Source organism: Aeromonas sp. FDAARGOS 1406, from assembly GCF_019048565.1.
Classification (GTDB): domain Bacteria; phylum Pseudomonadota; class Gammaproteobacteria; order Enterobacterales; family Aeromonadaceae; genus Aeromonas; species Aeromonas caviae.
Genome location: NZ_CP077378.1, coordinates 2,436,177 through 2,448,936, shown reverse-complemented (window position 1 = coordinate 2,448,936; position 12,760 = coordinate 2,436,177). Strand labels below are relative to the sequence as shown.

Below are 12,760 nucleotides of genomic sequence, written 5' to 3'. Positions count from 1 at the left end.
TTTTCCCTCGGCCACCGCTATTGAGGAAAAAATAAACAGCCACCCCTTGAAATTGCCCTTCAAGACCACATCTTCCTTGTCAGAAAGCGATGTTGTTGCCGCGCATGCGGCGTCTGTCTTGAAGGGGGAGTGCAATGCGCCTCGATCGCCTGACCAGCAAATTCCAGATTGCCATTTCCGATGCCCAGTCTCTTGCACTGGGTCGTGACCACCAATTCATCGAACCCGTCCATCTGATGAGCGCCTTGCTCAATCAGGACGGCGGATCCATTCGTCCGCTGCTCACCCTGACCGGGCTCGACATCAATACCCTGCGCTCGCGCCTCGGCGAGGAGCTGGATCGCCTGCCCCGCGTCAGTGGGGTGGAAGGGGACGTACAGCTCTCCAACGGCCTCGGCCGCCTGCTCAACGTCTGCGACAAGCTGGCCCAGCAGCGCAAGGATCAGTTCATCTCGTCCGAGCTGTTCGTGCTGGCGGCCCTGGACGAGAAGGGGACGCTGGGCGAGCTGCTGCGTGCCCAGGGGCTGACCAAGGAAAAACTCGAGGCAGCCATCGACAAGGTCCGTGGCGGCAAGAAGGTGGAGGATGCCAACGCCGAGGAGAATCGCCAGGCGCTGGAGAAGTACACCATCGATCTCACCGAGCGGGCCGAACTCGGCAAGCTCGACCCGGTGATCGGCCGGGATGACGAAATTCGCCGCACCATCCAGGTGCTGCAACGCCGCACCAAGAACAACCCGGTGCTGATCGGCGCACCCGGCGTCGGCAAGACCGCCATCGTCGAGGGGCTGGCCCAGCGCATCATCAATGGCGAAGTGCCGGAAGGGCTCAAGAACAAGCGGGTGCTCTCCCTGGACATGGGGGCCCTGGTGGCCGGAGCCAAGTATCGCGGCGAGTTCGAGGAGCGGCTCAAAGCGGTTCTGAACGATCTGGCCAAGGAGGAGGGCAGCGTCATCCTCTTCGTGGACGAACTGCACACCATGGTCGGTGCCGGCAAGGGCGAGGGTGCCATGGATGCGGGCAACATGCTCAAGCCCGCCCTGGCCCGCGGCGAGCTGCACTGCGTCGGGGCCACCACCCTCGATGAGTACAGGCAGTACGTGGAGAAGGATGCCGCGCTGGAGCGCCGTTTCCAGAAGGTGCTGGTGGAGGAGCCCTCGGTGGAGGACACCATCGCCATCCTGCGTGGCCTGAAGGAGCGCTACGAGCTGCACCACCATGTGCAGATCACCGACCCCGCCATCGTCGCGGCGGCCCAGCTCTCCCACCGCTACATCGCGGATCGCCAGCTGCCTGACAAGGCCATCGACCTCATCGACGAGGCGGCGGCCAGCATCCGGCTCCAGATCGACTCCAAGCCGGAATCCCTGGACCGGCTCGAGCGGCGCATCATCCAGCTCAAGCTGGAGCAGCAGGCGCTGATGAAGGAGGACGATGACGCCAGCCGCAAGCGCCTCGATCTGCTCAATCAGGAGCTGACGGAAAAAGAGCGGGAATACAACGAGCTGGAAGAGGTGTGGAAGGCCGAGAAGGCTGCCCTCGCCGGGACTCAGCACATCAAGGCGGCACTGGAGCAGGCCCGTCAGGATCTCGAGGTGGCGCGCCGCGCAGGGGACTTGGGCCGCATGTCCGAGTTGCAGTACGGCCGCATCCCCGAGCTGGAGAAACAGCTGGATCTCGCCACCCAGGCCGAGATGCAGGAGACCAGCCTGCTGCGCAACCGGGTCACCGACGTGGAGATCGCCGACGTCCTGGCCCGCTGGACTGGCATTCCGGTGGCCCGCATGCTGGAAGGGGAACGGGAGAAGCTGCTGCGGATGGAGGATCAGCTGCACAGCCGGGTGATCGGCCAGGAAGAGGCGGTGGACGCCGTCTCCAACGCCATTCGTCGCTCTCGTGCCGGGCTGTCCGACCCGAACCGCCCCATCGGCTCCTTCCTCTTCCTCGGCCCCACCGGGGTGGGCAAGACCGAGCTGTGCAAGGCGCTGGCGGAGTTCCTGTTCGATACCCAGGACGCCATGGTGCGGATCGACATGTCCGAGTTCATGGAGAAACACAGCGTGGCCCGTCTGGTGGGGGCGCCTCCGGGATACGTGGGTTATGAAGAAGGCGGTTATCTGACCGAGGCGGTGCGTCGTCGCCCCTACTCGGTGATCCTGCTGGACGAGGTGGAGAAGGCGCATCCCGATGTCTTCAACATCCTGTTGCAGGTGCTGGACGATGGCCGCCTGACCGACGGTCAGGGGCGTACCGTGGACTTCCGCAACACGGTCGTCATCATGACCTCCAACCTCGGGTCGGATCTCATCCAGGAGCACCACTCCGAGAAGGATTACGACGAGATGAAGACCATGCTGATGGAGGTGCTGACCCGCAGCTTCCGGCCGGAGTTCATCAACCGGATCGACGAGACCGTGGTGTTCCACCCGCTCGGTGAGGAGCACATCAAGTCCATCGCCCGCATCCAGCTCAAGAGCCTGATGAGCCGTCTGGAGTCCCAGGGCTTCGAGGTGGAGGTGAGCGAGGAGCTGCTGACCAAGCTGGTCCACGCCGGGTTCGATCCCGTCTACGGGGCGCGCCCCCTCAAGCGGGCGATCCAGCAGAAGGTGGAGAACCCGCTGGCCCAGGCCCTGCTCAGCGGTCGGGTCATCCCGGGCAAGACACTGCGGCTGGGGGCCGACAGCAACGGCCTCACCATGACCCAGTAATGGGATTGTCGATGAAAAACGCAGGCCTCGTGCCTGCGTTTTGTTTTCTGAGGGATTGAGATGCTGACGTTTTCCGTGCTGGTGGATGACGACGTTCATCTGCCTGGCTGTCTGCCCGAGCGAGGGTTGGCGCTGCTGCTGGAGTGTGACGGCCTCAGGGTGCTGTTCGACAGCGGCCGTGGCCGGGCGCTGTGCCACAACGCCGCCGTGATGGGGATCGATCTCGCCTCTCTCACCCATGTGGTGCTCTCTCACGGTCATTACGACCATGTGGGCGGGGTCGGCTCGCTGCCCGCCTATCCAAGACCCATCCCGCTCATCGCCTGTCCGGACGTGTTCTGCGAGCGGGGCTACTTCCTGTCGCTGCCCTTCTGGCGGCGCAACCTCTATCGCCTGTCGGGGGCGCTGGCTCGGGAGTCGCTGCCGGCCAGAGGCTTGCTTCCCCACTGCTCGTCCGAGCCGGTGTGGCTCTCGGATCGTTTGGTGTTCCTCGGCAGCATTGTGCGGCGCGACCGGGCTGCGCCTTCGCTGCTCGGCTACATAGTGCGGGGTGGGCGGGTGGAGAAAGACCTCATCAGCGACGACTCGGCGCTGGCCTACAAGAGCGAGCAGGGGCTCATCGTCTTTATCGGCTGCGGTCACGCCGGGGTCGAGAACATCATCGAGTGGGCCAAGGAGGTGTGTGGTGACGAGCGGATCCACGCCGTCATCGGCGGCCTGCACCTGAAGTTTTCCGGCCCAGAGCGGGCGGTGGCGCTCGGAGCCTATCTGCAGGAAGAGGCGGTGGAGCGGTTGTTTGCCTGCCACTGCACCGGCAGCAGAAAGGCGGGGTTGCCGCGGCAGCACCAGATCGGGGCGGGTTTTGAGCACAGTTTTTCGGCGTAAAAAAAACGGCAATCCGAAGATTGCCGGGAGGAATGTATTCGATGCGATCTGACGTGGGTTGAGCGGATCGCAGGGGCAAGCCCCAGGGTCGGCAGGTACAGTCAGCGACCATGCCCGCCTTACAGTCAGTCGGGATACGCTCTCCACCCCGGCTGACCAGCTTCGCTATCGCGTCTGTCCCGCGCCGTGTTGCCGCGATAGGAGGACAGATGCAATCAAATCAATTCGTTACAGCATGTCTGGGATGGCAGCCTTCATTTCAGATGGCCAGACGCCGACCTGTACCTGACCGATGTGCTCTTTTTGCAGCAGCAGCATGGCCAGACGGGATTGGCCGATGCCGCCGCCGATGGTCTGCGGCATGCGTGCTGCCAGCAGATCCTGGTGCCAGTCGTATTGCAGGCGATCCTCGTCCCCGGTGATGGCCAGCTGACGGCGCAGGGCCTCTGCGTCCACCCGGATCCCCATGGAGGAGATCTCGAAGCTGTCTTCCAGCACCGGGTTCCACACCAGGATGTCACCGTTCAGACCCGCCAGCCCCAGCTCGCTCTCGCTGCTCCAGTCGTCGTAGTCCGGGGCACGGACGTCGTGGCGTTCGCCGTGAGAGAGGACGCCACCGATACCGATGAGGAAGACCGCTCCCAGCTCTTTGGCGATGGCGCGCTCGCGTCCCTTGGCATCGAGGTCCGGGTAGCGGGTCAGCAGCTCTTCACTGTGCAGGAACTGGATATCCGCCGGCAGGAAGGGGGTCAGCTCATGCTCGGCACAGACCGCGCGCTCGGTGGCCTTGATGGCGGCCCAGATGCCGCGCACCGTCTCCTGCAGATAGGCCAGATCCCGGCGCTCGCCCGGCATTACCTTCTCCCAGTCCCACTGGTCGACGTAGACGGAGTGAATGGGGCTGAGACGATCCTCGTCCGGACGCAGTGCCTTCATGTGGGTGTAGATGCCTTCACCCGGGCCGAAACCGAAGCGACCCAGAGTCTGGCGCTTCCACTTGGCCAGGGAGTGGACCACTTCATAGCTGTGCTCCGGCAGGGTTTTCACCTTGACCTGCACTGCATGCTCGCAGCCGGAGAGGTTGTCCTGGGTGCCGTCACCGACCCGGCTCAGAATGGGGGCTTGTACCTCCATCAGGCCGAGTTGCAGTGCGAGTTGGCGGGAGAACATCTCTTTGACGAAGCTGATCTGCTGTTGGCTGCGGATGTAGTGCTGTTTCATGCTGAATTACCTGTCGTGAATCCGTTGAATGCGGTGATTCTTCAACAGAATGCCAACTAAATTCAATATTCGATAATTGAAATAGGCTTTGTGTGTTTTTTTCTTCAAAATAAGCCATCAATTAATGATGAATCATTAAAAGGAGCGCAAAAAAGTGTCAGAAAATTATCGGATCGATAATCTCGATCAGGCCATCCTCTCCGCCCTGATGGAGAATGCGCGCCTGCCTTACGCCGAGCTGGCCAAACAACTGCTGGTGAGCCCGGGCACCATCCACGTGCGGGTAGAGAAGATGAAGCAGGCGGGCATCATCGAGGGAACGCGGGTGCAGGTGAACCCCAAGAAGCTGGGCTACGACGTCTGCTGCTTCATCGGGATCAACCTCAAGAGCGCCAAGGATTACCCGTCGGCCCTGGCCAAACTGCAGGCGCTGGACGAGGTGGTGGAGGCCTACTACACCACGGGCCACTACAGCATCTTCATGAAGGTGATGACCCGTTCCATCGACGAGTTGCAGACGGTACTGATCCACAAGATCCAGACCATCGACGAGATCCAGTCCACCGAGACGCTGATTTCGCTGCAAAACCCGATCCTGCGGGATGTGAAGCCCTGAGTCGGGTGGTCTGAGGGGGGCGTAGAGATCCCTCTCCCGTGCGAGACCCTGTTCGCGCAGCAGAATGCGACCCTGTGGGCTATGACACCCTGACCGGTGGATCAGGGTTCGATATAGGGGATGCCGTATTTGTCGTAGAGGGCTTTGAGCCGGCCGTCCCGCTTCATGTGCAGCAGTTCGGCATCATAGGCGGCCATCAGGGCCGGGGTGTCGGCATCGGCCCGGGAGCGGGTCCAGACATTGAAGTAGGGGCTGGTCTTGAGGGGCTTTGGCAGGTAGTCGAGCTTGCCTTCCAGTCCCTCCTCTCTTATCTGGGTGAAGGCGGTGACCAGGGACATGGGCACCACGTCGATGCGACCGGCGATGAGTTTGCGCAGTTGCAGCTGGTTGATGGGGATCTCCTGGAAGTGATAGCTCGGGTCTGTCATGGCCGCCGCGAGCTCGGGGGTATAGGAGAAATCCCGGGTGACACCGATACGCCAGGGTTTGAGATCCGTCAGATGGTCATAATGGATCCGGCCTGCGGACTCCTTGCGTATGAAGAAGTGCCAGCTATGGAGCATATGGGCCTGTTTGGGGTAGAGCAGATAGGCCTCCCGCTCCGGTTTGTAGGAGTGGGTCAGCAGCAGGTCATAGAAGCCGCTTTCGGCATTGCGGGTGAGCCTGGCCCCCGAATCGATGAGCTCAATCCTGATGGGGGTATGGAGCGTGCCGAAGATGGCGGTGACGAGATCCACATCCAGCCCGCGCGGGTGTCCCTGTGCATCCAGCCACTTGAGAGGGGGCTCCAGGATGCCACCAATGACCAGCTCCCTGGCTGACAGCCAGCAGGGCAGCAGCAAGCAGAATACGAGCAAGCGTCGCACGTTACATCTCCTGAGCACTCGGGACGGGGTCGCATCCGGCAGGGACTGTGACCGGCACCTATCTAACTAGAGACGACCACGGATGGCAAACCCTGAAATGGGGAGGGGACAAACGAACGGTGCCGGTGGGAGGGGGGGCGGGCTGTCTCGACAGGCCGCCCCGTGGCAGAGTCGGGCGGGATGGACCAGCCACTCGCCAGCTGTGGGCGGGAGGGTAGTCGGCATGACACGTGTGCGAGGTGGCCTGCCTCAGGTTGCCTGACACTGTTTCATCTGGGTGTTGAGGGCCTGCATCACCTGACGACGGCTGATGATGCCCGTCACCTTGCCTCCCTCCATCACTGGATAGACCTTGGGTCTGGCCCCGGCCATCTGGCGGGCGAGATCCACGATGTTGTCATCGGGAGAGACGAACAGCGGGGCCCGGCTCATCAGATCTTCGACCAGAGTACGGGTGTCGCAGTGATAGCTGCCCGTGAGCAGGGCGGGAATGCAATCCTGCTCGGAGAGAAATCCGACGAGGTGCTGATGGTCATCCAGTACCGGCAGGCCCCCCAGGTTTGCCCGATGGAGTCTGTCCAGCGCCTCGGCCAGACCGAGGCCGGGGTGCAGTGAGTGGGTCAATGGCTGTATATGATCGCGAATTTGTAGCATGATGGTGGCTCCATGGGGGTCGATGGGGCCACTATGCCCGGTGGCCGTGAAAGGGGGCCAATGGGTTTTGCCTCGGACATCGATAGGTCATGGCCGATGAATGGGCCCTCCGTGCGATCCTGCATGGATCGGGGAGGGCGACAACCACAAGGAGAGGGTATGCGTGCATTGGTAACGGGCTGTGGCCGTCGCCTGGGATTCTATCTGTGCGAGCAGCTGGTGGCCGCTGGCTGGCAGGTGACGGGCAGCTATCGCAGCGAACGGCCCGAGCTGGATCGTCTGCGAGATGTGGGCGTCGAGCTGGTACAGGCGGACTTCACCCGGGAAGAGGAGGTGGGCGCCGTGGTGACGGCGCTGGCGGCCCATGAGGATCTTGCCCTGATCATCCACAATGCCTCCGCCTTCGAGCCCCAGGCTGCGGATCCTGCGGTGCAGCTGGCCCAGTTTGATCAGTTCTACCGGGTACACATGGCGGCTCCCTTCCAGCTCAACCGGGCGCTGGCCCCCGCCCTTGCTCGCCAGCCCAACGGGGGCATCATCCACATCACCGATATCTACATCCATGCCCCGGCGCCCCAGTTTGCCGCCTACGTGGCCACCAAGGCGGGAGCCCATTCCCTGGCCATGAGCTTTGCCCGCGAACTGGCACCCGCCGTGCGGGTCAACACCATAGAGCCTGGCCCCATCCTGTTTCTCGACGAGCACGGGGATGACTGGCGCCAGCAGGTGCTTGCGAAGACGCCGCTGGCGCGGGAAGGGGGCCTGGAGCCCATCTGGCAGGCGGTACAGATGCTGATGAAGAACGACTACATGACCGGGGCCAGCATCCGGGTGGACGGGGGGCGCGCCCTCGCCGTCATCTAGGGCAAGGCGGGCCGCCATGACATGAGGCGCCTTTGGGCGCCTCATGTGTGTGAACGGCTCAAGGGTGCCGGATGGCGGCGTGCCGGGAAGGGGGGCCGGGGTGGCCGTTGCCGGGAAGCAGGGCCTCGTCTTGCTGGCAGAGATGGATGGGGGCCTGGCCGATGCGCTGCTTCGCAAACACCTTGCTGCCCGGCAGGCCGAGGGTCACCTTGCCGGAGTCCACACTGCCGCCCTGATACATCTCCGCCAGCAGATCCCCCAGGTAGGCATCCACCCCGGCCTCGGCGAAGTCATCCCGTTCGCCGCAGGCCAGTATGTCGATGTCCAGTGGCCTGTCCGCCACCTTGCACAGGGGGTTGCTGCGATCCCGGCCATGGGCCAGCTCCATGGTGACAAACTCGGTCTTGAGCTGGACGGGGGAGAGGTCGCTCTGGACGACGAACAGGCAGTTGAGGAAGTCGTGGCGCGAATGCATGCCCACGGGCTTGGTCTGGATGACGGAACTCAGGTGAAGGCGACCAAAGCGGGCCAGCAATTCGGCGATGGCCTGACTGACGTGCAGGGCGGGGTCGAGATTGGATCCAATGCTACAGAGGTAAAACATGCTTTCCATTCCTTGGGTTGGGCTCGTCTGAAATATATACGCAGCTCACGGTTATGGGATTCACTATGAATTAACATGTCGTTATCTGTTGTGATCCAACGCTGATTGGCAGAAAGGAGGTTTGCATGAGCGTAGAAATGAAATGGGCACTGTTGGCCGCGTCAGGGGCCCTTGCCATGATCATTGTCATCTGTGTGGCGTCCGTCGGCCTGGCGTGAATCCGGCCTCGGTGAGCAATCAAACCGGCTTTATGGCCGGTTTTGCTTTTTGGGGCAGTGCGGATATGCTGGCTCCCCCATGACGAATCGAGACCGCAGAAGATGACCAAGGTTCGGCCCCGCTCCCTGCTCCAGGTAGTACTGATGGGCTTCGTGCTGGTGCTGATGCCCCTGGGGGGCATGATCTGGCACGACAGTCAGGCTCTCTCCCACCTGGGCCAGCTCACCAGCGACGAGATGGAACGTGCGGTGCGGGACACTCGCCGGGCGACGCTGCTCTCCACTCAGGCCATCGATCTGGAGCGCACCCTGCGCCGCTATGCGGTCCTGGGTGATGACCGCATCCTGGCCAGTTATCGGCAGCAGCTGGTGCGCTACCGGGAACTGCTCGCGACCCATCAGGACTCCATTCCGGATGCCGAGGTCTACGGGGATCTCGAGGCGGCGCTGGTCTGGCTCGACGGCCTGCAGGATCTGCGCAAGGCCAGGCAGGAGGCGACCAGCCCCCGTTTCACCGACTTCAACGAACTGAACCAGCAACTGGAGGTGGTCACCCGCAGCCAGGTGGATGATCACGTGACCCGCATGCGGGGCGCCATCGTGGAGCTGAAACAGCAGATCTGGTGGGTCAGCGGCTTCGTGGTCGGGCTCAGCCTGCTGTTGGTACTGCTCTTTACCTACCTCATCATCCATCCGGTACGTCAGATTGAGTCGCGGATCCTGAGTCTGGGCGCAGGCGTTGAGCCGGATCAGCGCCCGGTGGATGGCCCGGCCGAACTGGTGCTGCTGGGGGAGCGGATCAGCTGGCTGCACGACAAGCTCAAAGAGTTGGAACAGCAGAAATACCAGTTCCTGCGCCACGTATCCCACGAGCTGAAAACCCCCCTTGCCGTGCTGCGGGAGGGGGCTGATCTGCTCTCGGAGCAGCTGGTGGGGCCCCTCAACGGGGATCAGCAGGAGATCTGCCAGATGCTGGAGGAGAACAGCCGCCGTCTGCAGACCCTGATCGAGCGGCTGCTCGACTTCAATCGCCTCAGCCAGCAGGAGGTGTTCACCCTGTCCGAGGTGCCCCTGGCGCCCTTGTTGTCAGACTTGTCCGAAGAGTACCGGCTCGCGCTGGAATCCAAGCAAATCAGTGTACACTTGCCGCCCGAGCCCATCAGCCTGCGGGCAGAGCCCTACCGCCTGCGACTCATCCTCGACAATCTATTTTCCAACGCGGTCAGCTATGGAGCCAGGGGCGGACAGATCTGGATCCGCGCCGGGGCGGGGGCGGGCGGCGGCTGGCTGGAGGTGGCCAACGAAGGGCCTGTCATCCCGCCAGACGAGCGGGAGCGCATCTTCGAGCCCTTTGAACAGGGCAGCATAGTGCGCCAGGGATTGCTGAAAGGCTCCGGCATGGGCCTCTCCATTGCCCGTGAGTCTGCCATGAGTCTGGGCGGCGAGCTCAGGCTGATCGAGGATGCCCAGGCGGATGTCTGTTTCCGGCTGGATTTGAACGTGCGCCCGAGCTGACGGGCGTGGCGGCGACCCCGCAGGTGCGGGTGGCGCCTTGACACCGAATATTGAGAGGAGCGGGCAGGTGCCTGTTCCCCACCAGGATCTGAAGTGACATTCAAGATGAAACGATTTGTGATTCCCGTATTGATGATAGGCCTGCTCGCTGGCTGTTCCCTGCTGCCTTCTACCAGCCTCACCGAGCCTTCCCAGGAGGCGATCGCCAGGCGGATGGAGTTTGCCAACAAGGAGATGCAGGTGCGCCTGCAATACTCGGACTGGCTGTTGGCCAGCCATCCCCAGCAGCGGATGCAGGAGCGCCAGCGACTGGCCGGCGCCACCGACCTCGAGAGCCGGGTCAGCCTGGCCATGGTCAACACCCACCCGTCCGAATCGGTGGCCAGCCGCCGGGCCGGGCTGGATCAGCTGAAGGCTCTGTTGCCGGAGCTCGGTCTCGATGCCCAGGCCTTCCTGCGCAGCTGGATCGCCCTCGGGGAGGAGCTGCTGGTGCGAGACAGCCGCCGCGACGATCAGAGTCAGGAGGTGAAGCGTCTGCGCCAGCAGATAGAGCAGCTCTCCGCCATCGACGAGCAGCTCAACCAGCGTAAGCTCAATGGGGGAGGTCAGCCATGACAGCTTCGGACCGCGCCGCAATGACCGCGTTTTTCGCCAAGAGGGGGTGAGAGCATGAGCCGTATTCTGCTGGTGGACGATGATGCCAGCCTGCTCAAGCTGATGAGCATGCGCCTGCGCAGCCAGGGTTACGAGGTGGATACCGCCGACAGCGCCGAAGGAGCGCTGGACAGGCTGCGCCAGCAACGGGCCGACCTGGTGCTGAGCGATCTGCGCATGGGGGGCATGGACGGGCTGGCGCTGTTCGAGCGGATCCAGTCCCAGTGGCTCGGCATGCCGGTGATCATCATGACCGCCCACGGCACCATTCCCGACGCCATCCAGGCGACCCGCTCCGGGGTGTTCAGCTTCCTCACCAAGCCCATCGACAAGGACGAGCTGCTGGTCACCATAGAACATGCTCTCAGCCTGACCCGTCCGAAGCAGCAGCAGGAGTGGCAGTCCCTCATCCAGACCCGCAACCCGCAGATGGAGCAGTTGCTGATCCAGGCGAGCAGCATCGCCACCATGGACGTGCCCGTGCTGATCCTGGGCCCCTCCGGCGCCGGCAAGGGGGTGATGACCCAGGCGCTGCACCAGGCCAGCCACCGCCGCGACAAGCCGCTGCATACCATCAACTGTGCGGCTCTGCCCTGGCCCGTGCTGGACTTGCAGCTGTTTGGCGAGGATGGCCAGTCCGGCCTGTTTGCCGAGGCCAAAGGCGGCACCCTCTTCCTCGACGAGATAGGGGATCTGTCGGAGTCACTCCAGGCCAAGTTGCTCCAGGTGCTGGCGGAGTATGGTCAGGGCACCCCCGAGGTGCGGGTCATCAGCTCCAGCCATCAGGATCTGGTGACCGCCATGGAAGAGGGGCGTTTTCGCGAGGATCTCTTCTACCGCCTCAACGTGGCCAACATCACCCTGCCGCCGCTGAGCGCCCGCAGCGAGGATATCCCCCTGCTGGCCCGTCAGGCGCTGGACGATTACCGCAACCGTCACCCCGATTGTGCCGCCCTCGGCTTCTCGCCGGAGGCGCTGGCCCTGCTGGCCGCGGCGGCCTGGCCCGGCAACGTGCGCCAGCTCTGCGGAGTGGTGGAGCAGCTCGCCAGCCTCTGCTGCAGCCCGGTGATAGGCGCGGCCATGGTGGAGTCGGCCCTGAGTGGCGGTGGTGGCGGCATTCCCTCGTTCAACGAGGCGCGGGCCGAGTTTGAAAAGGAGTACCTGATCCGCCTGCTGCGCACCACGGAGGGGAACGTGACCCTGGCGGCCAACATGGCGGGGAGAAACCGCACCGACTTCTACAAGCTGCTGAATCGGCACGGCATCGAGGCGGCCAACTTCAAGTCGAAGGGGTAAATGACAGAGGGGCGGCCCGTCGATGACGGGCCGCCCCTCTGGTTTCCGACCGAATCGGCCTCAGGCCGGGTCGCTGACGCCGCCGGTGGAGAGGGTCTTCTGGGAGAGCCAGAGGCCGCTCGCCTTCATCAGATAGCCAAACAGGGCGCCGATGATGAGGGAGGGCAGAATGAGCCGCCACTCGCCTGCGGCGCCGAAGGTGGCACAGCAACCGGCGAAGGTGCCGGGAATGTAGGCGAGCCACTGCTGCCTGGCCTGCACGCACATCAGGGTGGCCACCACCCCTGTCATCAGATAACCCGCCATGCCGGCCCCCCACCAGGTCTCCCCGTGGATCAGCAGGAGTGCCCACAGCATGCCGGTGGTGTTGCACAGCAAGGTCTGTAACAGCGCCTTGTAACCGCCACTCGAGGCGAAGTAGCTGGTGCAGCCGAGGAAGCCGACCCAGGAGATGAGACCGAGTGCGGCGGCCAGTCCACCCCAGACGGCGGAGAGGATCCCGGTCGTGATGGCGATGGCGAACAGTGGGCTCATGGCGTGACTCTCAGTGGTTGAATCCGGAAAAGGAGGCAGCCTACTCCGCGGTGGAGCGGCAGCAAGCGGGGGCCGGATTGTGTGTGATCCCGGTCACTCTTTGCAACTCTGGAATACGCTTGCGC

At 63.3% G+C, this 12,760-nt stretch carries 13 protein-coding genes; 8 read left to right on the top strand and 5 right to left on the bottom strand.

The window, feature by feature from the left end; translation table 11 throughout:
- Positions 1-134 precede the first annotated feature (134 nt).
- Both clpB and I6L36_RS11490 read left to right on the top strand, forming a co-directional pair.
- On the top strand, positions 135-2,708 hold the full coding sequence (gene clpB, locus I6L36_RS11495) for an ATP-dependent chaperone ClpB (protein ID WP_041211934.1): 2,574 nt from the start codon (positions 135-137) through the stop codon (positions 2,706-2,708).
- Between the two features lie 60 nt (positions 2,709-2,768).
- Complete coding sequence (locus I6L36_RS11490) at positions 2,769-3,593, top strand: MBL fold metallo-hydrolase (protein WP_053288036.1); 825 nt, start codon at positions 2,769-2,771, stop codon at positions 3,591-3,593.
- A 228-nt stretch (positions 3,594-3,821) separates the two neighbouring features.
- On the opposite strand, the gene asnA is transcribed toward I6L36_RS11490, so the two are convergent.
- Entirely contained in the window at positions 3,822-4,814 is a 993-nt protein-coding gene (gene asnA, locus I6L36_RS11485; RefSeq protein ID WP_216986691.1) for an aspartate--ammonia ligase, read from the bottom strand.
- A 154-nt stretch (positions 4,815-4,968) separates the two neighbouring features.
- Between asnA and asnC the strand changes: the two genes are divergently transcribed.
- A complete protein-coding gene (gene asnC / locus I6L36_RS11480) occupies positions 4,969-5,430 on the top strand; it encodes a transcriptional regulator AsnC (protein ID WP_041214272.1) in 462 nt (153 codons plus the stop codon).
- Positions 5,431-5,531: 101 nt separating this feature from the next.
- Here the strand turns inward: asnC and I6L36_RS11475 are convergent, their stop codons facing one another.
- Both I6L36_RS11475 and I6L36_RS11470 read right to left on the bottom strand, forming a co-directional pair.
- A complete protein-coding gene (locus I6L36_RS11475) occupies positions 5,532-6,296 on the bottom strand; it encodes an ABC transporter substrate-binding protein (RefSeq protein WP_039039620.1) in 765 nt (254 codons plus the stop codon).
- A 249-nt stretch (positions 6,297-6,545) separates the two neighbouring features.
- Positions 6,546-6,950 carry a CBS domain-containing protein gene (locus I6L36_RS11470; RefSeq protein ID WP_109113301.1) on the bottom strand — a complete coding sequence of 135 codons (405 nt, stop codon included), beginning with the start codon at positions 6,948-6,950 and terminating at the stop codon, positions 6,546-6,548.
- Positions 6,951-7,109: 159 nt separating this feature from the next.
- Here I6L36_RS11470 and I6L36_RS11465 point away from each other — a divergent pair, with 159 nt between their 5' ends.
- On the top strand, positions 7,110-7,814 hold the full coding sequence (locus I6L36_RS11465; protein ID WP_039039618.1) for an SDR family oxidoreductase: 705 nt from the start codon (positions 7,110-7,112) through the stop codon (positions 7,812-7,814).
- A gap of 58 nt (positions 7,815-7,872) precedes the next feature.
- On the opposite strand, the gene folK is transcribed toward I6L36_RS11465, so the two are convergent.
- Positions 7,873-8,418 carry a 2-amino-4-hydroxy-6-hydroxymethyldihydropteridine diphosphokinase gene (gene folK, locus I6L36_RS11460; RefSeq protein WP_041211930.1) on the bottom strand — a complete coding sequence of 182 codons (546 nt, stop codon included), beginning with the start codon at positions 8,416-8,418 and terminating at the stop codon, positions 7,873-7,875.
- A 125-nt stretch (positions 8,419-8,543) separates the two neighbouring features.
- Here folK and I6L36_RS11455 point away from each other — a divergent pair, with 125 nt between their 5' ends.
- The 4 genes from I6L36_RS11455 (at position 8,544) to I6L36_RS11440 (ending at position 12,101) form a co-directional block, all read left to right on the top strand.
- A complete protein-coding gene (locus I6L36_RS11455) occupies positions 8,544-8,636 on the top strand; it encodes a YnhF family membrane protein (RefSeq protein WP_010675981.1) in 93 nt (30 codons plus the stop codon).
- Between the two features lie 102 nt (positions 8,637-8,738).
- On the top strand, positions 8,739-10,151 hold the full coding sequence (locus I6L36_RS11450; protein ID WP_128342189.1) for a sensor histidine kinase KdpD: 1,413 nt from the start codon (positions 8,739-8,741) through the stop codon (positions 10,149-10,151).
- A 105-nt stretch (positions 10,152-10,256) separates the two neighbouring features.
- Entirely contained in the window at positions 10,257-10,766 is a 510-nt protein-coding gene (locus I6L36_RS11445) for a hypothetical protein (RefSeq protein WP_039039694.1), read from the top strand.
- 54 nt (positions 10,767-10,820) lie between these two features.
- Entirely contained in the window at positions 10,821-12,101 is a 1,281-nt protein-coding gene (locus I6L36_RS11440; RefSeq protein ID WP_041214273.1) for a sigma 54-interacting transcriptional regulator, read from the top strand.
- A 60-nt stretch (positions 12,102-12,161) separates the two neighbouring features.
- Here the strand turns inward: I6L36_RS11440 and I6L36_RS11435 are convergent, their stop codons facing one another.
- Positions 12,162-12,635 (bottom strand): DUF1097 domain-containing protein, encoded by a 474-nt coding sequence (locus tag I6L36_RS11435; protein ID WP_042014355.1) that lies wholly within the window; start codon positions 12,633-12,635, stop codon positions 12,162-12,164.
- Positions 12,636-12,760: the final 125 nt, after the last annotated feature.